At 34.9% G+C, this 25,431-nt stretch carries 21 protein-coding genes; all 21 read left to right on the top strand.

Translation table 11 applies throughout. The annotated features are described in order from the left end of the window. Positions 1-2: 2 nt before the first annotated feature. Positions 3-1,136: a glycosyltransferase gene (locus ACFP65_RS09310; RefSeq protein ID WP_379917967.1), complete on the top strand. Its 1,134-nt coding sequence runs from the start codon at positions 3-5 to the stop codon at positions 1,134-1,136. Between the two features lie 125 nt (positions 1,137-1,261). Continuing rightward, positions 1,262-2,389, top strand: coding sequence for a non-hydrolyzing UDP-N-acetylglucosamine 2-epimerase (wecB, locus tag ACFP65_RS09315; protein ID WP_379917969.1), 1,128 nt, complete (start codon positions 1,262-1,264; stop codon positions 2,387-2,389). Positions 2,390-2,397: 8 nt separating this feature from the next. Next, the gene (locus ACFP65_RS09320; RefSeq protein ID WP_379917970.1) at positions 2,398-3,342 is read left to right on the top strand and encodes a glycosyltransferase family 2 protein; all 945 of its coding nucleotides are present in this window, start codon (positions 2,398-2,400) and stop codon (positions 3,340-3,342) included. 46 nt (positions 3,343-3,388) lie between these two features. After that, the gene (locus ACFP65_RS09325) at positions 3,389-4,768 is read left to right on the top strand and encodes a sugar transferase (protein ID WP_379917972.1); all 1,380 of its coding nucleotides are present in this window, start codon (positions 3,389-3,391) and stop codon (positions 4,766-4,768) included. Between the two features lie 34 nt (positions 4,769-4,802). Then, positions 4,803-6,044 (top strand): hypothetical protein, encoded by a 1,242-nt coding sequence (locus tag ACFP65_RS09330; RefSeq protein WP_379917974.1) that lies wholly within the window; start codon positions 4,803-4,805, stop codon positions 6,042-6,044. A 2-nt stretch (positions 6,045-6,046) separates the two neighbouring features. Continuing rightward, positions 6,047-7,105 carry an EpsG family protein gene (locus ACFP65_RS09335; protein WP_379917975.1) on the top strand — a complete coding sequence of 353 codons (1,059 nt, stop codon included), beginning with the start codon at positions 6,047-6,049 and terminating at the stop codon, positions 7,103-7,105. A gap of 27 nt (positions 7,106-7,132) precedes the next feature. Next, a complete protein-coding gene (locus ACFP65_RS09340) occupies positions 7,133-8,173 on the top strand; it encodes a glycosyltransferase family 2 protein (protein ID WP_379917977.1) in 1,041 nt (346 codons plus the stop codon). 29 nt (positions 8,174-8,202) lie between these two features. After that, a complete protein-coding gene (locus tag ACFP65_RS09345) occupies positions 8,203-9,303 on the top strand; it encodes a glycosyltransferase family 1 protein (RefSeq protein ID WP_379917979.1) in 1,101 nt (366 codons plus the stop codon). Between the two features lies 1 nt (position 9,304). Continuing rightward, a complete protein-coding gene (locus ACFP65_RS09350; RefSeq protein WP_379917980.1) occupies positions 9,305-10,396 on the top strand; it encodes a hypothetical protein in 1,092 nt (363 codons plus the stop codon). A 104-nt stretch (positions 10,397-10,500) separates the two neighbouring features. Beyond that, positions 10,501-11,454, top strand: coding sequence for a glycosyltransferase family 2 protein (locus tag ACFP65_RS09355; RefSeq protein WP_379917982.1), 954 nt, complete (start codon positions 10,501-10,503; stop codon positions 11,452-11,454). 18 nt (positions 11,455-11,472) lie between these two features. After that, positions 11,473-12,657 (top strand): glycosyltransferase family 4 protein, encoded by a 1,185-nt coding sequence (locus tag ACFP65_RS09360; RefSeq protein ID WP_379917984.1) that lies wholly within the window; start codon positions 11,473-11,475, stop codon positions 12,655-12,657. 88 nt (positions 12,658-12,745) lie between these two features. After that, on the top strand, positions 12,746-14,167 hold the full coding sequence (locus ACFP65_RS09365) for a lipopolysaccharide biosynthesis protein (RefSeq protein ID WP_379917986.1): 1,422 nt from the start codon (positions 12,746-12,748) through the stop codon (positions 14,165-14,167). A gap of 306 nt (positions 14,168-14,473) precedes the next feature. Further along, a complete protein-coding gene (locus ACFP65_RS09370; RefSeq protein ID WP_379917988.1) occupies positions 14,474-15,433 on the top strand; it encodes a glycosyltransferase in 960 nt (319 codons plus the stop codon). A gap of 38 nt (positions 15,434-15,471) precedes the next feature. Continuing rightward, positions 15,472-17,334 carry a cell wall-binding repeat-containing protein gene (locus ACFP65_RS09375; protein WP_379917990.1) on the top strand — a complete coding sequence of 621 codons (1,863 nt, stop codon included), beginning with the start codon at positions 15,472-15,474 and terminating at the stop codon, positions 17,332-17,334. Positions 17,335-17,382: 48 nt separating this feature from the next. After that, positions 17,383-19,431 (top strand): cell wall-binding repeat-containing protein, encoded by a 2,049-nt coding sequence (locus ACFP65_RS09380; RefSeq protein ID WP_379917992.1) that lies wholly within the window; start codon positions 17,383-17,385, stop codon positions 19,429-19,431. A gap of 370 nt (positions 19,432-19,801) precedes the next feature. After that, positions 19,802-20,812, top strand: a complete 1,011-nt coding sequence (locus ACFP65_RS09385) for an NAD-dependent epimerase (RefSeq protein ID WP_379917993.1) — start codon at positions 19,802-19,804, stop codon at positions 20,810-20,812. Between the two features lie 99 nt (positions 20,813-20,911). Next, positions 20,912-21,883 carry an LCP family protein gene (locus ACFP65_RS09390; protein ID WP_379917995.1) on the top strand — a complete coding sequence of 324 codons (972 nt, stop codon included), beginning with the start codon at positions 20,912-20,914 and terminating at the stop codon, positions 21,881-21,883. 26 nt (positions 21,884-21,909) lie between these two features. Beyond that, on the top strand, positions 21,910-23,079 hold the full coding sequence (locus tag ACFP65_RS09395) for a nucleotide sugar dehydrogenase (protein WP_379917997.1): 1,170 nt from the start codon (positions 21,910-21,912) through the stop codon (positions 23,077-23,079). 80 nt (positions 23,080-23,159) lie between these two features. Beyond that, positions 23,160-23,900 (top strand): YveK family protein, encoded by a 741-nt coding sequence (locus ACFP65_RS09400; RefSeq protein WP_379917999.1) that lies wholly within the window; start codon positions 23,160-23,162, stop codon positions 23,898-23,900. Between the two features lie 12 nt (positions 23,901-23,912). Continuing rightward, positions 23,913-24,617, top strand: a complete 705-nt coding sequence (locus tag ACFP65_RS09405) for a CpsD/CapB family tyrosine-protein kinase (protein WP_379918001.1) — start codon at positions 23,913-23,915, stop codon at positions 24,615-24,617. A 26-nt stretch (positions 24,618-24,643) separates the two neighbouring features. Next, complete coding sequence (locus ACFP65_RS09410) at positions 24,644-25,411, top strand: tyrosine-protein phosphatase (RefSeq protein ID WP_379918003.1); 768 nt, start codon at positions 24,644-24,646, stop codon at positions 25,409-25,411. Positions 25,412-25,431 lie beyond the last annotated feature (20 nt).

Below are 25,431 nucleotides of genomic sequence, written 5' to 3' on the forward strand. Positions count from 1 at the left end.
ACATGGAGCAGAATCAGCCAATCAAAATCCTACACATCTTGAAAAACATACAACGTGGCGGGGTCGAACAGTTTTTATTGAATCAATATCGTATTTTAAAAACAAAAAATATTCGATTTGATTTCTGTTTGTATGGTCCTGATACCTCAAAAGATGATGCGTATATGATTCAAACATTTCAGTCGATGGGTAGCCGCTTTTTTTATCTACCTTATCCCAACAAACATTTTTTGAAATTCAGAAACGCTTTTAAACACACACTAAAAGAACAAAACTACCAGATCGTTCATTGTCATCAGAATTTATTCAGCGGTGTCATTCTACCGATTGCAAAAGCTGCTCAAGTACCGGTTAGAATTGCGCATGCGCACACTTCCAAAGAACGTAAAAACCTTTCGGTACCTAGAAAGGCCTACACTCACTTAATGCGTCGGCAGATAAAAAGAGCAAGTACGCATGTACTAGGTGCCTCTTACGCAGCAAATAAATTTGTTTTTGGAACAAAAGAAGAAGCGGAGTTTTTACCAAACGGAATTGAGTTAGAAAGTTTCTTGAAAGTCAGTGAACAAAGTTTGAGAAAAGAACTGGGTTTACCTTCTGATAGTTTATTAATCGGACATGTAGGGAGTTTCAAACAGATAAAGAATCATCCTTTTCTTTTAGAAGTCTTTCATGAATATAGTTTGCAAAACCAGAATGCTCATTTGATTTTGATTGGTGACGGCGAAGAACTTCAAAAGATGAAAGAGTATGCTGAAACACTAGGTATCAAGAGGAAAGTACACTTCCTTGGAAATCGCGAAGAAATCGCCGAACTGCTGATAGACTTGGACTTATTCTTATTTCCATCATTATTTGAGGGACTAGGCATTTCTTTAATCGAAGCACAAGCTGCCGGTATTCGATCACTGGCTTCAAATACAATTCCAAGTGAAGTGGATTTAGGGTTAGGAATTTTAAGATTTCTAGATTTAAATCAACCAGAGGATTGGGTAGAGACCATCAAACAACTACTTTCAGAGGAATACACAAAGCCTTCTATTGAAGAAAGGTGTAAGATCATCCAAACGAAAGGTTTCAATAGTGAGAGCAGCGCAGAACGCTTACAAAAAATTTACGAAGAAGCAATCAGATAATGATTCTTAGTGATAATTATTTAACAGTATAATAAGATAAAGAATCTTCATAACTTCTTAAACAAATCTATGATAAACTAATAGCTGAATAAATTTTGAAGCTAGTGAATTGAGGGCTACAACTAATGAACAAGAAAAAAATCGCGTTAGTTTTTGGTACTCGTCCAGAAGCGATAAAAATGGCACCCGTCATCAAAGAACTTGAAAAGCATCCAAGTGTCTTTCAAGTAACGGTCATTGTCACAGCGCAACATCGTGAAATGCTTGACCAAGTATTAAAAGTTTTCGAGATCAAACCAAATCACGATTTAAATATTATGAAAAAAAATCAGACCCTTTCAGACATTACGATCAAGGTCATGAAAGGATTAGAAGACCGATTTATTAAAGAGCGACCAGATATGGTATTGGTGCATGGTGATACAACCACTAGCTTTGCAGCTGCACTTGCTGCTTACTACCAAAAGATACCGATTGGTCATGTGGAAGCGGGACTTAGAACATATGACAAGTATTTTCCTTTCCCAGAAGAGGCGAACCGCCAATTGATTGATAATCTAGCAGATTTGTTTTTTGTTCCAACGGAATTGACAAAAAACCATTTATTGAATGAACATAAACCCAAAAGTCAGATCATCGTGACAGGTAATACAGCAATCGATGCGATTCAATATACAAAACATTCAAAAGTAGAGCATGGATTGTTTAGTCAGATGACAACGGACAAAAAATGGGTCTTGCTTACCATGCACCGAAGAGAAAATCACGGTGAGCCTATGAAAGAAGTTTTTCAGGCTATAAGAAGAATCGTTGATCAAAACGAAGACGTTGCAGTGGTTATGCCGGTTCATATGAGTCCCGTCGTGCAGGAAATGGTTAAAGAGGTTTTAGCAGGACACGAGCGGATACTACTAATAGATCCATTGGAAGTGGATGCGTTCCATAAAGTCATGAGTAAAGCGTATTTAATTTTGACAGACTCTGGCGGTTTGCAGGAAGAGGCGCCTGCCTTAAATATCCCTGTTTTAGTATTAAGAGACAAAACCGAAAGACCAGAAGGCCAAGAAGCTGGAACACTTAAAGTGATTGGTACGAATCAAGAACGTGTTTACACTGAAATGGCAACTTTGTTAAATGACAAAGAAGTTTATCAAAAAATGGCACAAGCGCCGAATCCTTATGGTGATGGAACAGCTAGTCAGAAAATTGCTGTAGCACTAACACAGTATTTTGAATTAGATGAGAAAGGATAGAACATTAAATGAATGAAAATCAGATCAGTGTAGTGATTCCTACATTTAATAGACCTTCTTTTCTCAAAAGAGCAATGGAAAGTGTTTTAAAACAAACGTATCAAAATGTTGAAATTATAGTGGTCGTTGATGGCGTATCAAAAGCGACTGAGCAATTAGTAGATGAAATTAAAGCCAAGTCAACTACCAAGATTACCTTGATTCAAACAGAAGAAAAAGTGGGCGGTAGTGAAGCACGAAACATTGGAATTAGAGCTGCAACAGGTGAGTTGATTGCCTTACTGGATGATGACGACGAATGGTTTGAAAATAAACTAACTTCACAGATAGACTTACTGAAACAGAAAAATCTAACTACGGATACAGCTTTTCTTTGTTTTACAACATTATTAAGATACAAAGAGAAAGACCAAGAAACGTATACCCCCTTACCGAATGTGAACTATGAGGAAAGTGGAAAAAGTAAAATCGCTGACTATTTGTTTGAAACAGAAGGCTTAAGAAATATCGGTTTTATTCAAACGTCTACCGTACTTGTACCGAAATGGATGGCGATAGAAACACCGTTTACGGTTGGTTTGCCAAAGCATCAGGATTGGGACTGGCTACTGAAACTGGATAAGGAACAAAATTTGACGATTATCCAAGATACTGAACCACAGATTATCTATCATTCTGATGTTCCCAAAGATACCAGAATAGGGTATATTAACAGATGGCGTTTCACTGAACAATGGGGTGTAGACCATAAAGCAGTTTTTAGTAGTCAAGGGTATGATAGTTTTATTTTGAATTACGTTATGCTGAGTATCGCAGAAGATAGTCAGTTAACTAAAAAAGAGCGAATAAAAGAACTGAAAGTTAGATGGAAAACTTTATCTTTTAATACAAAAATTAGACCGTATTCCTGGAAAATGATCATTTATATGATGAATGCATTGAAAAACGGATAGATTGGTTAATTAGTAGAGACAACGAGTAATGTTAGGAGGCTCCCTCATGGGACAAAGTGTTGGATTTGATAGAACAAAAAAGATTTTAATCGCATTAGCAGATGTTGTGATATTCCATTTATCTGTTGTGTTCTCCTTTTTAGTGAGATATGGATGGGAAATTCCTTACTACAACTACATGTCATATGAAAGTGCTATGTTTTACATTTTCGCTATATTTGTATTTTTAAATATTTTGTTTGGGGTTTATATACTCTACAATAAATCGCGAGCAGATTTCTTATATCTGACCGTCATTATACAATTGCTGATGTCTTTCATCATTATGGCAACAACCTTTTTTGGAAGATGGTTTACTTTCCCAAGAAGTGTTATAGCAATTATTTTTATTGTCAGTACAATTGCGCTCTTCTTATGGAGAGTATTGGTATTCAAACTGTATGAACGTATCGATGGAACAAAAAAAGTCATGGTTGTGGGATCAAAAGAAGCCTGTAAAAAAGCCATCCACAACTTTGAGCACTCGAAAAATAGTCGCCACATTATTACAAAAGCAAACGTAGATCACTATTTTGAAAATGTCAAAGCGCACATGGATTCAGTTGACATCGTTTATCTAGCAGATCAAATTGATGATGACGAAAAAAGGAAAATTTATGAGGTATTGATTCGAAATGACAAAAAACTCTTTTTAAATACAAACTTTGAAAACCTTGTACTAGTCAATCCGAACATCATGAGTATTGAAGATGAAAGTGTGATAGAAGCTTCAAACTTCAGAATCTCTCCTGAAAATGATTTGGTCAAAAGAACGATTGATTTCGTAGTTTCACTAGTCCTCTTGGTCATTACTTCGCCTATCTTGTTAGTCGCAGCGATCTTAGTGAAAGCAACGTCTAAAGGACCTGTATTCTATAAACAAACTAGAATTACTAAAGATCAGACAGAATTCAGTATTTTGAAATTCAGAACAATGGGTGCTACTGCTGAACAAGATTCTGGACCAGTATTATCTACCGCCAATGATGTTAGAGTTACACCAGTAGGAAAATATTTCAGAGCGCTTAGAATCGATGAATTACCGCAATTGATCAATGTACTAAAAGGCGAGATGGCACTAGTCGGACCAAGACCAGAAAGACCATTCTTCGTTGAACAATTTGAAAAAGAAAATCCTTATTATTATCTAAGACACAATATTCGTGCCGGTATCACCGGATATGCACAAGTATATGGTAAATATGCGACAGACTTTAATAGTAAACTGAATTTCGATTTGCTATATATCAAAAAGTATTCACTGATTATGGACGTGAAAATTATGTTACAAACAATCAAAATCTTATTTGACAAAGTTTCTTCTCAAGGTGTTGAAGAAGAACTTGTATTGATGGAAATTCCAGAAAAAGTTCAAGTATTGAAATAAACAATCAAACAGTTTGAAGGAAGGAGATTTTGAGATGCCAAAACAATCAATCTGGTCTAGATGGACCAGCTGGAATGATCAGCAGGTGTCTATCTGGAGCTTGATCTTGCTAAGCATGGTCAGTCTCTCTTTCTTTCTATCTGACTGGTTGATTAGTATTGTAACCTTTGCAGATGTTATGCTGGGATTTGTACTTGCTACGCTGATCACTATTGGAGCATTCAAAGTTAAAACTAAACAGATTAAATGGATAGGATTACCATTAGCGATGATACTCGTTAATAACGGGTATCAGTTTTTTACAAATAACAGTTTTAATATTCGATTAGGCATCGCTAGCTTTATTAAAATCGCTTTTTACCTGGTCGTGATTACAAATCTATTTAATTACATAAAAGAGAGACGCTTTGAAAAGAAGTTTTTATTGATCTTAAACTGGACGGCACTGATTCTCGGGGGAATTGGTATCTACATTACAATTGCACTCTATTCAGATGGCCAATTGCCCTATAGATTATTCTGGGAATTCACTAGATACGATATTTATAGTTACTTTTTCGAGTCCAATCCTGCAATCATTAGAACGAGAAGTCTGTTTTCAGAACCTGCACACTTTGGCTACTTTTTGAATTTGGTATTAGCGTTCAATTTATTTTCTCGAATAAAGTTTGAGAAGCAGTGGCTATTTAATGTGTTGCTGACCTTGATTATTTTTAGCACTTTTTCGTATAGTATGATCGGAATCATGGGTCTATCTTTTGGAATGAAACTCATTAAAAAAGTTATCGACAAAGAATTGAAATGGCACTCCGGTTACTGGTTATTGATTGCTGGACTGGTTGTACTGACCATTGTTTTCTGGGAATTCATAGAAGTGACCTTAATTCAAAGAACCTTGGCTTTATTCAGCGGAGAAGATACCTCTGCTCAAATGAGATTAATTGAAAGCTGGCAATATATTCAAAGAGATACCATACTGTTTGGGAATGGTATTGGACATACGCCGGTCATTACCAACACATTTGCTTATTTCCAGTCGGATTTAGGCATACTTGGAACAGTCGCAGCGCTTGTACTAACTGTTTCGATCATAAAACAAAACTTTGCATTAGGTATCGTATTTGTTTTGCTGAATGTTTCCAAAGGTGGCTATTTAGGACCAGCTTACTGGCTAATGGTCTTATGTGTCCTGGTATTCATGAATCATACAGGCTCTGAATATTCAAAACATCAATTTAAAATTTACAATCCAAGTAATCACAAAGTAGGAGGTTAGACATGGTATTTTATATCGCTGTATTCATAGTGCTGATTGGTTTAGGAATCACAGAAGCAATGACAAATAATAAGAAAGTTGTTTTCATATCAGGTTCACTGCTTGGGTTGATGGCTGGTCTCAGACATTATACAGGATACGATTTCACTTCCTATGAGCAGTACTTTGATGAAGTACACAGTTTTAGTCAATTATTCGACGGCAGTATTCGCTTGGAACCGGGATATCTGTTTCTAGTTGCTTTATTCAGAACACTTGGGTTCAACTACTATACTTTTGTCTTGTTCTTCTCGTTGATATCTCTAATTTTATTAACGATATTCTTATACAAATATGTCAGTTATCCCTCTTTTGTTATGGTTTATTATTACGCACGTTACTTCCTAGCAAGAGACATGGGACAAGTAAGAGCTTCGCTCGTTGCAATTGTACTATTGTTTGCGATTCCTTATATTCAAAAAAAAGAGCCACTAAAATTCCTTGCTATCATAATAGCTGCATCAATGTTCCATTATTCAGCTATATTATTCTTAGGAATTTACGTATTACATTATATTCTTAAAGATATTACCTTTAAAAAGGCTTTTATTCTTATGGCGTTAGCTATAGTGATGGGATTTATAATACAGAACCCGTCATTATTTATCAGCGTTATCCCAGAGAGCTACAAAAACTACTTCACTAGTCCGTCACATGCAAGTGGTGCATGGCTAGAATATCCGATTTTATGGATGCAGATCCTAATTTTCATTGGTTCAGTCTATTTCATTAGAAAAGATCAATCAGATGAAAAAGGATGGTACAATATACTTGCGACGGCTTACCTGATTGCAATACTTGCATTATTAGCAACGGGTAGACTGGAGACAGTCGGTGGAAGGGTTAGTACGATGTTTGCAACTACTGAAATCTTATTAGTCCCTTATCTATTCCAGAACATCACAAGATATAAGATGATCAATATTATCGGCTTCGTTGGTTTTTCAACAGTTGTCTTTATTTTGATATTTATTATTTCTGGTATGTATAATCAATATATTCCTTATCAGACAATATTTTAAAGCTGATACAAAGAAAAGGAGATCACTATGAGGCAGCCCTATTTTAGTATTATCATGCCTGCATATAATGCTGCAAAAAGTATTGAACAAACAGTAAACAGTATTCTGACGCAAGAGTGGACAGATTTTGAGCTGATTATTGTGAATGACGGTTCTAAAGATACCACTGAACAAGTTGTACAGAATCTTACTTATACAGACTCTAGGATCTCTCTAAAAACGATTCCTAATGGGGGACCGGGAAATGCCAGAAACATTGGAATCCAGCAGGCTACCGGACAGTATCTTTATTTGATGGATGCAGATGATGGTTTACCAAAAGGTGCTCTTAAGACCTATGCGGCGATTCTTGAGGAAAGTAGGCCGGATTTAATTGTGTCTTCTTATGCACTGAATGTGATGGACAAAGGTGAAGTCGCTGAGACTAGAGAAGTCATTGCAGAAAATCAATTGATTGAAAGTAATGAAGCTTTTCTTCAACATCTTTATCCATTGATGAATCAGCAATTGATGTATGTGATTTGGAATAAAGTTTACAGATTGAACATTATCCAGGAGAATCAGATTCAGTTTCCACCTTATAGTAGTTGTGAAGATCGACTATTCAATATCCGGTATTATAAACACGTCGAGAAAGTTAAAGTGGTTTCGGATGTGTTATACCGCTATTCATTCGAAGGGCGCCATAGCCTGACAAATAAATTCCTGATGAACAAGTTTGATACATTCGTGGAATTTTATGTTGAATTAAAGAAACTGACGTTAAATCATTTAGATGGATCGAGTGCTTTATTCCTTAAAGGCGTCATGTCTTGTATCATCCCTGTGCATAGTCCAGAATGTCCATTCACGTTCAAACAAAAATTAAGTTATATTAAAACCATTTTGCATCATCCAGAAGTTGTCCAGGCTACAAAACTTTCTAGTAAAGAGGGGCTGATGAGAAGAGCGATGAGTTTACTCTTTAAATCAAAAAGTAAAAGACTTGTCTATATCGCCTCAAGAGTAATGTATATTGTGAGCAATACTTCTCCAAAAGTGATTGAAAAGTTAAAAGGGAATTTCTAATTCTGATCAGAAAGCTGAGGAAATCATCAATGTCTAAGCCTTTAAAAGTTCTCCATTTCCAAGGTCGAATGGGAAGAGGAGGCGCAGAAACCTTTATGATGAATACGTACAGAAATCTCGACCGTACAAAGATTCAGTTCGATTTTCTGATCTACGACGAATTCAAAGATGTTCAGCCTTATCATAAAGAAATTGAATCACTGGGTGGTCGTATCTTTTATGTGACCAATCCTAAGAAAAATATTTTTAATTACATCAAAGAAGTGAAACAATTGCTGAAAAAAGAATCTTTTGATATTGTTCATAGCCAAGTCTTTTTCGGTGGTGGATTAAATCTCTGGCTAGCAAATCAAGCTGGAATCAAAAAAAGGATTGTCCATAGTCACGCAACAGCTCATGAGCAAGGTCAAAGTATCGTATTTAAAACGATTAGAAAGGTCCTTGACCAGTTGATGTTCAAGTATGCGACTGACTATCTAGCTTGTTCTTATGATGCTGGAAGAGCATTATTTGGCAATGATCACGACTTTGTATTTGTTCCTAATGGAATTGACTTAGAAAAATATCGTTCTGTTCCACTATCTAAAACAGAAATCAAAGCACAACTGTCTATTGATGATAAAACTTTCGTTGTTGGACATATTGGGCGTTTTGAAGAACAAAAGAATCATGTCTTGTTGGTTGAAATCTTTCAAGCAATCCTTGAGAAACAACCAGATAGTCATTTGTTACTATTAGGAGAAGGTTCTCTTGAGGAAAGTATCAAAGAAAAGGTAGCATCGCTTGGAATAAACGAAAAAGTGTCTTTTCTAGGCGTAAGAGAAGATATACCGGAACTGTTAAAAGCATTTGGTGTCTTCTTGATGCCTTCTCTTTACGAAGGATTACCGATTTCTGCTGTAGAAGCACAGGCATCAGGGAATAAATTGGTACTTGCAGATACAATTTCCAAAGAAACAAAACTGTCAGAGAATGTCACGTTTGTTCCACTAGATAAGCCAAAAGACTATTGGGCTGAAAAAGTGCTCTCAGAACCACTAGGGAACGAGGCACTCAAGGAACTGGAAGCATATGACATGAGACATACGGCTCGAATGATGGAAGATATATATTTAAATTGGAGGAACTAAAGTGAATCTTATACCCACATGGAACGAAATTAAATCATTTTTCAAAGTCAATAAAAAGCTTATAGGGATTTCGATAGCTGGATTTCTAGTTGTGTTTTTAGCTTTGTTTGGTTATAACTTGCTAAGCTCGGATTCTGAAATATTAGAACCAGAGTATCTATCACAAGAAGAAGTTGTTGAGATTTTAGAAAGAGAACCAGAAGATGTATCGGTAAGTGAACTAGATCAAGTTAAAGAAGCGCTCGGTCATGACCGATATACATTCAAAGTATTGGTAGAAAAAGAGTCTCAGGAGTTTATGAACAATCAAGCAGTACTTACAAATATTATGATTAGTGAAGATGTCGTATCGATGATTGAAGAGAGATCAGGTGTTGCAATTGAACCTGAAGCGATTCATTCGATTGGGGTAGCTAGCGAAAACGATATTTTACGTGTTGTAATCGGAACAGCTGATGTAGCGGACAACGAAAAAATTGCGAATGCGTATTATGATCTTATTACAAATCAAGAATTACCTTTTCTTGAAGATAAAACAGTCTACGCAATGGACGACGAGCCGTTTCTAGAAGAGGAACAATCTTGGTTCGATCTTGCTGGAACACAGTTAGCAGAACTTTCTACTACAGCAATCATTTTGACAGTTATCGGTGGAATTGTTCTATCACTTATCGTGGCGCTAATCATTGCCGTTTTTAAATCCGTCTTCCAGAAAAAAGTACCCGTTTCTTATAAATTAGAAAAAGATGCTAAAGATAAAGTGGTTTATTTAACTAAACTAGCTTCTGTTTCAGAAGAACAATATTTAAATAATCTAGCTTTTGCGATTGAAAATCCGACTTCTAAAAAGAAACTTGTTTTGAGCCAACAAGTATTACCTACTGAATTAAGCAAAAAGTTGTCTCAAAAAGCCGTTTCAGGACAACAAACTAAATTAACGATTGCTGACGAAGTATCTAATACGAATCCAGCGTACACTTATGACGAAGTTGTGATTCTAGTGAAACAAAATCAAACCGATAAAGACTGGTACAAAAACCAAAGAATTCAGATTGAAAAACTGGATGCACCTGTCACAATCGTACAATACTAGAAAGAGGGGGAGACCCCTCTTTTAATTTGCCATTTTAGAGGGTATACTTTAGTCTATGAGCAAATAGTAGTTGTGTAAGATCAGAGAAGAGTTAAGGAGATTATATGTACAATTTAACGGTTATTATTCCCCACTATGAATCTGTAGAGACTTTAAAGAATCTGCTGCACACGATTCCTAGTTCAGAAGATATTCAAGTGATCGTAATAGATGATCATTCCATTAAAACTAAAGCTTCATTTCAACAACTGGCATCAGAATACCAAAACGAAAACGTTCTTTTTGTAGAAAACCGCCATGGTAAAGGTGCAGGCGGATGCCGAAATACAGGGTTAGAATTAGCAGATGGTAAATGGCTATTATTTGCGGATGACGATGATTTTTTCACTGAAAACTTTTATAACAAAGTTTCTCAATATTTTGAAACGAATTTAGAAGTAGTTTTCTTCACGCCCACCAGTATGGAACTTGAAACGGGTGAGTTGACAGAGCGTCACGAAGAGTATGCAAAACTAACGAAACAGGCACTAAAAGATCCATCCAAGTTTAATGATTTGAACCTTAGATACAAATATATGGTGCCATGGTCCAAACTAATCAGTCGTGAATTCATTGAAGAACATCAAATCAAGTTTGAAGAAGTGATGAGTTCAAACGATGTCATGTTTTCAACACTCGTTGGGTATTGGCTTCAAAATTATCATGTGAGTGATGAAGTAATTTATTGTGTGACTAAAAGTGCTGGGAGCTTGATTACGACAGTAAGTGAAGCTTCTTACTTCACTAGACTGAAGGTCTTTATTACTTACTACAAATTCCTTAAAACCAATCTAGATAAAGATTCATTTGCGCTATTGGATTTAAGTGGCTTGACCTCAATTATTACAGCAATCAAATACAAACTACCTTCAAAAGCGATTTTAAAAGCACTTTATCTCTTAACTTCAAACCGAGTTACTTTAATAAAAGGAAAATACATTAACCCAATGTTTGTGCTGAACAAAGTAAAATTTTATTTGAAAGAATATGCTAACGAAAAAGATTACCATACAAAATAAGGTTAGGACAGATCAATCATGAGTCAGATTAAAGTAGGTTACGTCTGGGATTCATACCCAAATACACGCAGTATTATTGATATCGTTGATGGTGTAGAGTACCAAAAAATCTTTGATTACTATAAATTTCTAAGTTATGTAGCTTATGTACCTAAGAAACTGAAATTACCGAATGCAGAACACAACTTTGCCGATGTGAAACATGCATTCAATGACTTTGGTTTGAACAAAGTCGATTTACTACATTTCTTTAATAATATTAGCTACGGTAAAACGCCTTGGGTCTCTACGTTTGAAACCTTTATTCCAAGATTTTCTCCTTTACTGGATCATCAAACAAAAGGCATTCCAAAACAAAACAAACAACTGGAAAAAGCTTTAAAGGCTCTGGCAGGAGATACTTGTAAAAAAATCCTAGCGATTTCAGAGTGTACAGCGAACTTTGAAACGACATTATTGAATCACTATCCAGAGTACAAAGAGCGTATCGAGCAAAAAATGGTCGTAATCCATCCTCCACAGAAACTTCTGGTAGAACGTTATGAAGATAAAATGATCAAAGAATCGGATGCTTTATCGTTCATTATCGTCGGAGGAGATTTTTTCCGTAAAGGTGGACTAGAAATACTTAGAACGTTTGAAAAACTTGTAAATCAGCAGAACATTCAGCTACAACTGACGATCGTCAGTAAGCTGGATGCCTATGACTATGCTACAAAAGCCGGACAGAAAGAAATTGACGAAGCTGTTTCCATTATTGAAAGAAATCAAACATGGATTACCCATCACAAGAGTCTTCCGAACACTCAAGTACTAGACTTAATGAAATCCCATCAGATCGGCTTATTACCGACTTGGGCAGATACGTATGGATATTCAGTATTAGAATTGCAAGCGAGCGGTTGCCCAGTGATTACAACAGATATTAGAGCACTATCTGAAATCAATAGTAATCAGCACGGTTGGGTGATCGATGTACCAAAAAATGAGTTTGGTGAAGGGCTATATGTGACCGAAGAACAGCGAACAGAATTGAGTCAGGTGATCATGGATCAACTAGAAAAAATTGTGCTGGATATTTATCAAAATAGAGATCAAGTAAGAACCAAAGCTGAGAAGACAATTAGTTATGTTAAAGAACATCATGATCCAAGTGATTATGCAGATAAAATTCGTGAAATTTATAAAGATGCTTTAAAGTAAATACTTAATATAAATTTTAGTTAAGTACTGTACACTTTGATTTAATGAGTTTAAAAAACGTATTTGTAAGAAAGAAGGAATTAACGCAATGTCGAAAAGCGATTTTAAGACAGGGATTATATTCAGTGCTATAGGAAAATATTCGAATATGATCATTAATATTTTGATCAATGCAGTCTTGGCTAGACTATTGACACCTGAAGAATATGGTATCGTAACCATCGTGCAAGTGTTTCTAGTATTTTTTGATATGCTAGCGGACATGGGGTTTGGACCAGCCATTATCCAAAATCAAACATTAGATGACGAAGATACAGGATCCATTTTTAAATTTTCAGTCATTGTCTCTTTTATTTTAGGGCTTGTATTTGCCTTACTGGGACAGCCTGCGAATAACTTTTATGATCAAACGGTCTATGTACCTATATTCATCATTATGGGATTCGAGATTTTCTTTTATGGACTCATGATTATTCCTAGGGCTTTATTACTCAAAAGAAAAGACTTCAAATCTGTAAATGTATTAGAAGTTGTATCGAATATACTTTTTGGTATAGTTGCCATTGCTTTAGCGTTGCTCGGCTTCAGTTATTATTCAATTATTATTGGTCGATTGATAAAGGTATTAACAATGTTTGCCTTCTATTTTAGTCGTACGAAAATTAATTACAGAGCTAAGTTGAGAAAAGAGCCTATTTTAAAAATATGGGCCTTCGCAAGAAACCAGTTTATGTTTAACTTCATCAATTATTTCTCTAGAAATCTGGATAATATCTTGATTGGTCGGTTTATGGGGTCATCTCCACTTGCATTCTATAATAGATCTTACCAGTTATCTGTCTATCCAAATACAATCTTAAGTGGGGTACTGACTCCCGTTATTCAACCGATTATGTCTGACTATCAAGATCAGAAGCATGTAATTAAAGACGTTTATTTGAAAGTTATTCGTCTACTAGGAGATATCGGTATTGCCGTATCAGTTTTTTGTTTCTTTGCAGCACGAGAAATTATTCTTTTACTATCCGGTTCTCAGTGGGAAGCCAGTATACCCGTATTCCAAATATTAGCCATATCGATCTGGGTTCAAATGATTGCATCTAGTACAGGTGCCTTTTATCAGTCAGCGAACCGTACAGATTTGCTGTTATTCTCAGGTATACAATCTACCATCTTTAACGTCATTGCAATCTGTTATGGAGTTTATCTTGGTACAATCGAATCAGTAGCCATGATGGTTGTTATATCCTTTACGATTAACTTTGTCATAAATAATTACTTATTAATGTATAAAGTTTTTGAATCGACATACAAAGAAGTACTGGTTGCTTTATCGAAACCATTAGTAATGGGACTAATTCAGTTTTTACTATTCTTCTGGTTGCCAGATATCACTTCTATTATCTTCTTCAATTTAGTATACAAAGGAATAATCTTTGTGATCGGTTTGCTAGTTGGTGTACTGGTTACAAAACAATTCAAAGAATTGAAAGATCTTGTCGTAAATTAAAAAATATTTTCAAAAAGGGCTTAACTCTTACGAACAGTATGTTTATAGGATTTAAAGCCCTTTATTTTGTGAAATATTCGAGAAAAGACCTATTTTATTCAAAAAATGTATCAAATAGTTGTCTAAATTATTGAAATTACTACAAAAAAATGTAATTTTTACCCATAAGCAGTTGTAATGTCGGAAGTCATATAATAGAATTGGGAAGTGAGAGTGTTTATAATATAATAAATTAGATTCAATCTAAATTGTTATTATATTTACATAAATTAATAAAAATGTATTAATAAGTTAGGAGGTTAGCTTTTGAACAAAAAACTCTCAATCATTATTCCAGTTTATAACGTAGAGGATTATATTGCAGAATGTATCCAGTCAGTGCTCAAGCAAATGACAAATGATACAGAATTGATTGTTGTAGACGATGGAAGCACAGATCAGAGCTTAGAAGTGATTTATAATCTTCAAAAAGATACGGATTTCACTGTGATTGCGCAGAAGAACTCAGGTGTGTCTGTGGCAAGAAATAAAGGCATGTCTGAAGCGGTAGGAGAATATATGGTGTTTATTGATTCAGACGATTACTGGAGAGAAGATACCATTAGTCAACTTTTGCCACTCGTCGAACGATATGAGCCTGATATGGTGAGATTCAATGCAACACCTTTTTATGAAGAAGGCGTCGCACTAGATTATACCGTCGTAAATTACGATCTTAGCGAGTTTCTAAAAGAAGAGAACCTCTATACAGGAAAGTCTCTTAAAGCGAACTTGGACAGCTTTAAAGCAAGTCCATGCTTGTACATTTTCAAGAAGTCACTTGTCATCGATAATGGAATACTGTTCGAAGAAAATATCATTCATGAAGATCAGTTGTTTTCTACTCAATTGTTTTTAGAAGCTAAAAGTATGCTTTACTTGAATGAAGATCTGTATTACCGAAGATATCGATTGAATTCAATCACGACAAACCGCTCAATAGAACAGTTGAAGTATGCCTACATCTCTTACTATAAAATCATTAGGGTACTAGATTTAATGCTAAAAGAGAAAACGTATATGGATTTCAAACTTGATTTTGTCGAAGGTCGAATAAAGTACCTCTACAATTTATCAAATGGTTATCCTTTATCTCTAAAGTTTAGACGTCCCTTTATTTCTAAAGTTGAGTCTGTCAGTTCAAAGCACAAAGTTTTGACTGAATTCAAAAATGTAGCGAAGCGACTGTTTCCAAGTAAGTTAGTAGATCACTTAAAATCAAAATAGTTAACTGAAACCTGTTCTTTAAATAAAAGGAGGATAAGATGAAAAAGAGTACAAAGAAACATATCGTAACAACGTTGATTCCATTGGCGTTGGGCTTTAGTTTATTAGATCATCAGGTAAGCGCTGATGAGTTGAATGGTGTGGAAGTAGAAAATATTCTTTCGCATTTAAATAATGATGAATTAATCGGTGAAGAAAGCCTTGAGTTAGATGCAGAAATTATTGATCTGACTGAAGTAAGAACGTCTTCTGTTAACAGAACCCATAAAAATGGCATCTATACAGTCGTGAAAGGCGATACTTTTTATTCAATTAGTCAGTCTTTTGGCCTAACGCAAACGCAACTTCGTGTATGGAACAATCTTTCTTCTATACCAAATCACTTAGATATCGGTACAAAACTAGCAGTCACAAAACAAGGTGTGGAAGCGAATCTAGCTTCATCACAGAAAGCAAAATTGATTGAATACGGTAAGCCACTTACATACAATTCAGCAGAAGAAATGATTCAATCACTAGCACCCGTCGCAGTTGAAATTGCGAATCAAAGCGGAGAAGAAAAACTGTGGCCTTCACTGATGCTTGCGCAAGCCATTCATGAAACGGGAGTGGAAAGAAGCGTCGGGATGAGTGACAAGTCTAGAGCGCCATACCATGTATTGATGGGGCTTAAAGCAAGAGGTAGTGTTACGAGTATTTTAGACTGGACATGGGAAGAAGTTAAAGTCGGCGACAAAACTGAAAAAATTCAAGTGCTTGCTGAATTCCAGTCTTTTAGTTCTTATCCGGCTGCAGTACAAGGCTATGCAGACCGCTTAAGGTATGGTCCAGGCTGGGATAGCAATTTCTATTCTGGTACTTGGGTAAGTAATTCAAAATCAGTTTGGGATGTGTTGGATAACGGTGGTTTGAAAGGCTACGCTACAGATGGCGTTTATGTGAGTAAAATCAAAGACAAGATCAATCAATACAACCTGACACAATATGACCGTAAAGTGTCACGTATCAGTGGAGAGACCCGTTTTGAGACAGCCGTTAATATCAGTAAACAAGGTTGGGATAAATCTAGTACGGTCGTACTGGCAAATTCTCATAACTTTGCAGATGCTTTAGCAGGTGTTCCACTAGCCGGAGCAATGAATGCACCAATTTTACTCACTAGAACAGGTGAGCTAGAATCAGCTACCTTGAATGAGCTAAACAGATTAGGTGCTCAAAACGTTGTGATCTTAGGTGGAGAACAAGCGATTTCTGCTAATGTAGAAAAAACTTTAGCACAAAAAGGGATTTCCGTTAATAGACTCGCAGGAGAAACAAGATACCAGACGGCTGGTTTAATAGCAAAAGAACTAAATAGACAATCTCCGGGTGTAAAAGAAGCGGTTATTGTAAGTGGAGATAACTTTGTGGACGCTATGAGTGTCGCATCATTCGCTGCTCAAAATAATAGACCTATTTATTTAACAAGACAAGATCGTTTAACGGATGATATTAAAGAAGCCACTAAAACGATTAAAAATTGGCAGATCATCGGAGGTTCAAGTGTTGTTCAAGCGAGTACAGAAGCTGAACTACAAAAACTTGGTGCCAGTGCGACAAGAATATCTGGTTCAGACCGCTATGAAACCAATCAAAATGTGATCAAGCATTACGGTACGAGCAATAGTCAGGTTTATGTATCGACCGGTAGAGATTATATCGATGCCTTAACGGGTGCAGTACTAGCGGCTCAGAAAAATACAGGAATCATGCTAACAGAAAACAGACAAGATATTTTAAATCGAAATATCCAATTTGTTAGTCGAGAAAATATCAATCAATTCAATTTCCTTGGTGGAGAAAAAGTACTGCCAAATAAAATTGCAGATTCATTGAAAAACTATAGTACAAAAGCTCAGTAGGTAGACAGTTGTTGTAAGTATTGTCAAAGGATTGAAAAGGAGCGTATCATGTTTAAACATCTTCAAAAGAATACAGGTTTTAAGTTTATTATCGCAGCTATGCTAAGTTTTGCTCTCGTGTTTACAGTATTAAAGTTCAGCACAGTTTATGCAGAAACAGAAAATAGTGACGTAACAGAAGAAGAAATCACAGAAATACCTGAACAAGAAAACGAAGCAGCATCAGAAGAAGATCTTGAAGCGGCGTCAATAGAGCTAAACATAGACTTTACTTCTGAAGAAGAAATAACAGCTGCCTTCAAGCAGTTTCTTGCAAACTTTGACTCATTATCAGAATCAGAAATCCAAGGCTATATCAATGAGTTCTTACTCTTTTTAGATGCGGAACAAACAGTTAATTCTCAATTGGAAATGTTTAATGTCTTGAACTTTACAGACGCTGAATTAAGCTCGCTCGTTAGCTTTATGGCAGACCATAAAGAGTCAGTTGATCAATCTTTTGTAGAAGAATTCGAAGCACTGACGCCAGAACTTGATACGGACCAATTCAGTGTATTCAGTAATGATGTATCGACTAGTAGTACCGTTATGAATTCAGTTAACAGACTTAGTGGAAGCACCCGTTTCCATACAGCTGCAGAAATCAGTAAAAATGGCTGGAGAACATCTCAGACTGTTATCATTGCGAATTCGCATAACTTTGCGGATGCCTTAGCTGGTGTGCCATTAGCTGTCAATATGAATGTACCGATTTTACTGACTAGAACAGACAAATTAGAAGATGCAACCATCAAAGAAATTCAACGACTAGGTGCGAAACAAGCGATTATCCTTGGTGGAGAAGCAGCTATTTCTAAATCAGTAGAAAATAGATTGTCTCAACTTGGACTCTCTAATAAAAGATTCTCTGGAAAAACCCGTTATGATACAGCGGAAGTTATTGCGAATGAAATTAGAAGCCGTACAAAATCTAGCGAAGCCTTTTTAGTTAGTGGAGAAGACTTTGCGGATGCCATGAGTGTTGCTGCAATTGCAGGACGTCGTGGTGCACCTATTTACTTGACTAGAAGCAAAGCTTTAGCAGACCAACCTAAGAAAATGGCTAAGCAAATCAACATGTGGTATGTCATTGGTGGAGTGGACGCCATTAGTAAATCTTCAACAGATACCTTACACAATTCAGGAGCTAGATCGCAAAAACGTATTCCTGGTAGTAGTCGTTACGAAACCAATATCAACGTTTTAGATTTCTTTGGTATCCAAAATAGTGCTTATGTGGCAACTGGTAGAGATTTTGTGGATGCATTGACAGGATCCGTATTAGCTGGTAAAAACAACACTGGTGTTGTGCTGGTCAATGAAGTAGATGCTAACATGACAAAAGCCATGAGCTTTACACGCAACAATAAAATTAGAAGCTATACCTTATTTGGTGGAGAAGCCGTTTTACCTTCTAAGGTAGTTGATTTGTTTAAATACGAACGTTTAGGAGGTAGAAAGCCAGTCATCGTTATTGATCCAGGACATGGTGGAAACTTCTTTGGTGCTGTATATGGTGTTGCTGAAAAAGCATTGAATCTAGATACATCGAAGAGGCTACAAACCAAACTACGTAATACAGGTAAATATGAAGTTGTTATGACAAGAGAAACAGATAAACATTTCTCAACTGCTCTAGCAACAGATTTAAACTATCGCTCGACTTTAGCAAACAATTTAAATGCAGATATCTTTATCAGTGTTCATTACAACGCTGGGCCTACAGGTTCTAAAGGTTTAGAGACTTTTGTTCATCACAATAGCTACCCAACTCAGACCAGAAGAGACCAACTAAATATCTCTAATCCTAGAATCAAACAAAGTAGAGATCTTGCAGACAGTGTTCAAAACACGATGGTCCAAAGAACGGGAATGGTCAATAGAGGAGTTAAAGGTTTAGACTTAAATGTACTCAGAAAAACCGAAATGCCAGCAATATTAGTAGAACTCGGTTTCATGAGTGATGCAAATGAACTAAAAAAAGTTCGTACAAGTGCTTATCAAGACACGATTACAACGGCTATCACAGATGGTGTAAATCGATATTTTGGGAATTGATGTAATATATTAAAAATAAGATGATAGAGTCAACTTATGTAGAGGTTATAAATCTACATAAGTTGACTTTTTCTTTAAAAGTACCTATGTAAACACGTAATTAAAAATAAATAATCAATAGTAGTGTTATATCATTAGAAATAAAGGTACAAAATTTATACGAAGTAAATACAGGATGAATCTGAAAATGTTAAATATTATAATTTGATTTCTGGAAAAAGTGCTTGTTGTAAACTTTAGTGGTTTGTAATAAAATTAAAGAGCACGTGATTAAAAGTATATGTGCTAGTTAATTGAATTAAGCAAATTAAATTATTTCAATAACTACTTTGTTAAAATTATTTCACATCATAGAAAATGAGGTAAATGAATGTCAACTATACTAGTAACGGGTGCAGCAGGGTTTATAGGTATGCACTTATCAGTAAAACTTTTAGAAGAAGGACATACAGTTGTTGGGTACGATAACTTAAATGATTATTATGAAGTACAATTAAAGAAAGACCGATTAGAAATTTTGAAACCCTATGAGAAATTTTCTTTCTTAAAAGCCAACTTAGAAGATCGTGGTATGATTGAAGAAGTATTTTTAAAATTTAATATAGAGATTATAGTTAATCTAGCTGCGCAAGCCGGGGTTCGTTACTCAATTGAAAATCCTCGCGCCTATATTGATTCTAATATAGTAGGTTTTTTAAATATATTAGAAGCCGCTAGACATCATGAAGTTAAACACGTCATTTATGCTTCATCCAGTTCAGTGTATGGTGCAAACAAAAAAATGCCTTTTTCAACTGAAGATCCTGTAGATCATCCAGTTAGTCTGTATGCTGCTACAAAAAAATCCAATGAATTAATGGCTCATACATATAGCCACCTTTACAATATTCCTACTACTGGTCTTCGCTTCTTTACAGTATATGGTCCAATGGGACGACCTGATATGGCTTATTTTTCTTTTACAAAAAAAATACTTGCAAGAGAAACGATTAAAATCTTCAATAACGGAGATATGATGCGGGACTTTACTTATATCGATGATATTGTTAATGGAATTGTTCAGCTACTAGATAAAGCACCTAAACTCAATCTAGAATACGATTACCAAAATTCATCACCTAAAGATAGTTACGCGCCTTATAAAGTTTACAATATTGGAAATAATAAACCGGTAAGATTGCTAGATTTTGTAGAAACTTTAGAAGAAAATCTTGGAGTTGAAGCAGTAAAAGAGTTTCTACCAATGCAACCTGGAGATGTACAAGCAACTTACGCAGACATAAGTGATTTGAACAGAGAGACTAATTTCGAACCCAGTACAACTATTGAACAAGGTTTGTCAAAATTCGTTAAATGGTACAAAGATTACTACAAAAAGTAAGTATTGTTCAGAAAATTCAATAAAATACTCATTGTATTCTTCAAAATTATTGGTAGAATAGGTAAGGGTTCACTTACATACTGAGAAAGAAGGAACAGAATGGATAATCATACTCGAGTTAAAAGAAAGAAAAAGTCAAAAACAAAAAAACCTTTATGGAAGAAAGTATTAACTGGTTTAATAGTATTTTTAGGGATTTTTACTGTAACCGGACTATTTGTAGGATGGCAAATATATAGAGATTTACAAGCATCAACTGAAAATATGTATACTCCCTCAGATCAAGAACAAAAACGTAATAATCCTCTAGTTGTAGATGATGGGACGGATGCGTTTTCAGTTTTGCTTTTGGGAATAGATACTGGAGATATGGGAAGGGTAGAACAAGGAAGATCAGATACAATGATGGTTATGACCATCAATCCTAATACGGATAAAACAACTTTAGTTAGTATACCTAGAGATACTTATACAGAAATTTCAGGTAGAGGTACTATGGATAAAATCAACCATGCATACGCATTTGGCGGAACGTCTATGTCTGTAAATACTGTACAAAATTTATTCGATATTCCAATAGATTATTACATATCTATTAATATGGAAGGTTTGCAACAAATTGTAGATGCAGTAGGTGGAATTACCGTTACTCCTCACTTAACTTTTGAGCAGGGTGGATATAGTTTTGTTGATGGACAGAAGACTAATATGGATGGCAAGATGGCTTTAGAATATTCAAGAATGCGAAAAAAAGATCCTAACGGAGATTACGGACGGCAAGAAAGACAACGTGAAGTGGTCCAAGCTTCTGCAAGAAAAATGGCATCAGTAGAATCGGTACTTAACTATAAGGATGTTTTAAATACGTTGAGTGTTAACATGCAAACAAATTTAACTTTTGATAACATGGTTAATACATTTACAAAATATAATTCAGCAATCGGTAACATCAATCAGGAACAATTAACAGGAGCTGGAAGACTCCAGGATGAAATTTATTACGAATTCATCCCTGATAATGAGATTCAAAGAGTTAGCAATATTCTTAAACATGAGCTTGAGCTTAATTAAGTATAGATATTGGAAGGATGTATGGAATGAACATTACTGTAGTAGGAATGGGATACGTTGGACTATCAAACGCAATCTTATTAGCACAAAATAACCAAGTAAAAGCTTTGGAAGTTGTTGAAGAAAAAGTTAATTTAATAAATAATAAGAAATCACCTATAGTAGATAAAGAAATTGAAAATTATTTATCTAACAAAGATTTGGATCTTGAGGCTACTTCTAGTAAAGAAATTGCGTATAGCCACAATCCTGAATACGTTATTGTAGCAGCACCAACAAATTATGATGATCAAAACAATTACTTTGATACTTCTTTAGTAGAATTAGTTATAGAAGATATCATGAAATTTGCTCCAGAAGCTGTTGTCATTGTGAAATCAACTGTACCAGTAGGCTATACAGCTTCGATTAGAAAAAAATATAAAACAGATAAAATATTATTTTCTCCTGAATTTCTTCGTGAAGGAAATGCTTTATATGATAATTTATACCCTAGTAGAATTATCATAGGTGAAAAGTCTGATCGTGCCAGTAAATTTGCTGACTTATTAGCTGAAGGTGCTCTAAAAGATGATATAGAAATTCTTTTGATGAATTCAACTGAAGCAGAAGCTGTTAAATTGTTTGCTAATACGTACTTAGCACTAAGAGTTGCTTATTTTAATGAATTAGATACCTACGCTGAGGTGCATAATCTTGATTCAAAATCTATTATAGATGGAGTAAGTTTAGATCCTCGCATCGGGAATCATTATAATAATCCTTCCTTCGGTTATGGTGGATATTGCTTGCCTAAGGATACAAAACAACTTCTTGCAAATTATGATCAAGTACCAAACAATATTATTGGAGCTATAGTAGAAGCTAATCGTACTAGAAAAGATTTTGTCGCTGATCAAATCTTAAGTAAGAACCCTAAAAGAGTTGGAATTTATAGATTGGTTATGAAAGCAGGATCGGATAATTTTAGACAATCCTCTATCCAAGGTATTATGAAAAGAATCAAGGCTAAAGGTATAGAAGTGGTAGTATATGAACCAGTGTTAGAAGAAAATGACTTTTACAATTCCAAAGTAATTAAAGAGATAGATGAATTTAAAGATATTTGTGATGTTATTGTTGCTAATAGAATTACTGACGATATTAAGGACGTTAAAAACAAAGTATATACTAGAGATCTTTATAACGATAACTAATAAATGTTTTGTTAGATTTTCATCAGTGTTAAAATAAATTTATGAAGTATAACTGTTGTTACAGTTTTCAGGAGGAAATTATGGAAGAAGAAATTAGTTTAGTTGAGATTTTCAATATGTTAAAAAAGCATATTGTGCTTATAATCAATAGTCTTTTAGTAGGAGTTATTATAACGGCACTATACACATTTTTTATTGCAACCCCTCAATTTAGTTCAACCACACGTATGTTAGTAAGTAGATCACAAACTGAGGAATTGATCCAACGTTCAGATATTGAAACAAATGTACAACTTATTAACACATACTCTGATATTATAAGAGACTCAGTGATTTTGGAAGATGTCAAAGAAGAACTTGGTATTGATAGCTCATTACAAGGTCGAATCAATGTTTCTACCGAAAATAACTCTCAAGTTTTTTCTATAGCAGTAACTGATGATAATCCCTATAGCGCAGCTGATATTGCGAATACAACAGCATCTGTTTTTCAGGAAAAATTACCTACTTTAATGAATGTAGATAATGTTTCTATTATTTCTGAAGCGACTGCAAATACATCTCCAGTTTCTCCTAACACAACTTTGAATTTAGCAATTGGTATTATATTAGGTGGTATGATTGGAGTTGCTGTATCATTTTTAATTGAATTTCTTGATAACACTGTTAAAGATACGAAATTTCTTGTTGAAGAAATTGGTTGGACAAATTTAGGACGTGTAAGTGAAATGACACCTGATGAACTATCTTCTGACGGTAGACTAGTTAAAAATAATAAAACGATAGAACCAGACAGCCGTAGTGCTCGTACTCGAGTATAGAAAGGAAAAGTTATGTTTAAATTTAAAAAGAAAAAAAATTATACAGGTGATCGTCCAGGTTTAGTTGTAGTTAATAAACCATCAGCGGTAGTGTCAGAACAGTTTCGAACGATAAGAACGAATATTCAGTTTTCAATGATTGATGAAAACCTACAAACTATTTCGATTACATCAGCAGGTCCGTCATCTGGAAAGTCTGTAGTTTCAGCTAACTTGGCAGCTACTTTTGCTAATGAAGAAAAAAAAGTCTTATTAGTAGATGCTGATTTAAGAAAACCGACTGTTCATAAAACTTTTAAAGTCCGTAATACTGAAGGTCTGACTACATTGTTGACTGATCGAGGTTCAAGTGTTTCAGATGTTGTTTTTAGAACGTATACTGAAGGTTTGTATATTTTAACGAGTGGTGCTATACCACCCAATCCTGCTGAATTACTATCTTCTAAGAGAATGACAGAAATTGTCGAAGAGGTGAAGAACGATTTTGATTTAATAATATTTGATTTACCACCAATACTAGCTGTAACGGATGCCCAGGTGATGTCCTCAAAAACTGATGGTACAATATTTGTTGTTCCAAAAGGTTTAGTCAATAAGGAGCAAGTAATTCAGTCAAGAGATTTATTATCTAAAGTTAATGCTAAAGTTTTAGGTGCCATTTTGAACAGAGTAGAAAAAAATGATGATAATTATTATTACTATTATTATGGAGAATAAAATTTGAAATAAGAAGAGGTTTTCTCATGATAGACTTGCATTGTCATATACTACCTGGAATAGATGACGGAGCAAAGACGATTGATGAGTCTTTGCAGATGGCTAAAACAGCAGTACAAGAAGGAATAACTCATATAGTGGCCACTCCACATCATATGAAAAATGATTGGATCAATGTAAGAGCTAAAATAGAAACTTTAACTTTAGAAGTGCAAAGAAAAATTGACGAAGAGAAGTTACCATTAACTTTATTTCCTGGTCAAGAAATTAGAATTTATAACAATATACTAACAGATATTGTTAAAGAAGAGATTTTATTTGTTGATGAAGGAAAGCAATATATTTTAATTGAGTTTCCTCCATCACATATTCCAGTTTATACAAAACAACTTTTTTATGAGTTGGAATTAAAAGGGATGATTCCTATAATTGTTCACCCTGAAAGAAATAAAGAGATTTTAGAGCATCCTAATAAACTAAAAGAGTTAGTTAATAAAGGAGCTCTAGCTCAGTTAACAGCATCAAGTTATACAGGGGAATTAGGTAAAAATGTACAAAGATTGAGTAAACAGTTTATTGAGGCTAATCTTGTTCATTTTATTGCTTCAGATGCACATAACACTTCTGATAAATCTTTTCATATGAAAGAAGCTTACGAAAAGCTTGCAAAAGATTATGGAAAAGAGAAGTCAAATCAATTTCAGCAAATAACCAAAGATTTGATTAATGGTAATACTATAATTCCTCCTTCTCCCACTAAAATAAAAAAGAGAAGTTTTTTTGGATTTTTGTAGACTTCAAAAACAATATGAAA

The sequence above is a fragment of the Marinilactibacillus sp. GCM10026970 genome, assembly GCF_042660675.1.
Lineage (GTDB): Bacteria > Bacillota > Bacilli > Lactobacillales > Carnobacteriaceae_A > Marinilactibacillus.

What these genes read in the sequence shown, in the direction of transcription:
- ACFP65_RS09310 (WP_379917967.1), top strand. Translation starts at nt 3, where the DNA reads ATGGAGCAGAATCAGCCAATCAAAATCCTACACATCTTGAAAAACATA.
- wecB (WP_379917969.1), top strand. Translation starts at nt 1,262, where the DNA reads ATGAACAAGAAAAAAATCGCGTTAGTTTTTGGTACTCGTCCAGAAGCG.
- ACFP65_RS09320 (WP_379917970.1), top strand. Translation starts at nt 2,398, where the DNA reads ATGAATGAAAATCAGATCAGTGTAGTGATTCCTACATTTAATAGACCT.
- ACFP65_RS09325 (WP_379917972.1), top strand. Translation starts at nt 3,389, where the DNA reads ATGGGACAAAGTGTTGGATTTGATAGAACAAAAAAGATTTTAATCGCA.
- ACFP65_RS09330 (WP_379917974.1), top strand. Translation starts at nt 4,803, where the DNA reads ATGCCAAAACAATCAATCTGGTCTAGATGGACCAGCTGGAATGATCAG.
- ACFP65_RS09335 (WP_379917975.1), top strand. Translation starts at nt 6,047, where the DNA reads ATGGTATTTTATATCGCTGTATTCATAGTGCTGATTGGTTTAGGAATC.
- ACFP65_RS09340 (WP_379917977.1), top strand. Translation starts at nt 7,133, where the DNA reads ATGAGGCAGCCCTATTTTAGTATTATCATGCCTGCATATAATGCTGCA.
- ACFP65_RS09345 (WP_379917979.1), top strand. Translation starts at nt 8,203, where the DNA reads ATGTCTAAGCCTTTAAAAGTTCTCCATTTCCAAGGTCGAATGGGAAGA.
- ACFP65_RS09355 (WP_379917982.1), top strand. Translation starts at nt 10,501, where the DNA reads ATGTACAATTTAACGGTTATTATTCCCCACTATGAATCTGTAGAGACT.
- ACFP65_RS09360 (WP_379917984.1), top strand. Translation starts at nt 11,473, where the DNA reads ATGAGTCAGATTAAAGTAGGTTACGTCTGGGATTCATACCCAAATACA.
- ACFP65_RS09365 (WP_379917986.1), top strand. Translation starts at nt 12,746, where the DNA reads ATGTCGAAAAGCGATTTTAAGACAGGGATTATATTCAGTGCTATAGGA.
- ACFP65_RS09375 (WP_379917990.1), top strand. Translation starts at nt 15,472, where the DNA reads ATGAAAAAGAGTACAAAGAAACATATCGTAACAACGTTGATTCCATTG.
- ACFP65_RS09380 (WP_379917992.1), top strand. Translation starts at nt 17,383, where the DNA reads ATGTTTAAACATCTTCAAAAGAATACAGGTTTTAAGTTTATTATCGCA.
- ACFP65_RS09385 (WP_379917993.1), top strand. Translation starts at nt 19,802, where the DNA reads ATGTCAACTATACTAGTAACGGGTGCAGCAGGGTTTATAGGTATGCAC.
- ACFP65_RS09390 (WP_379917995.1), top strand. Translation starts at nt 20,912, where the DNA reads ATGGATAATCATACTCGAGTTAAAAGAAAGAAAAAGTCAAAAACAAAA.
- ACFP65_RS09395 (WP_379917997.1), top strand. Translation starts at nt 21,910, where the DNA reads ATGAACATTACTGTAGTAGGAATGGGATACGTTGGACTATCAAACGCA.
- ACFP65_RS09400 (WP_379917999.1), top strand. Translation starts at nt 23,160, where the DNA reads ATGGAAGAAGAAATTAGTTTAGTTGAGATTTTCAATATGTTAAAAAAG.
- ACFP65_RS09405 (WP_379918001.1), top strand. Translation starts at nt 23,913, where the DNA reads ATGTTTAAATTTAAAAAGAAAAAAAATTATACAGGTGATCGTCCAGGT.
- ACFP65_RS09410 (WP_379918003.1), top strand. Translation starts at nt 24,644, where the DNA reads ATGATAGACTTGCATTGTCATATACTACCTGGAATAGATGACGGAGCA.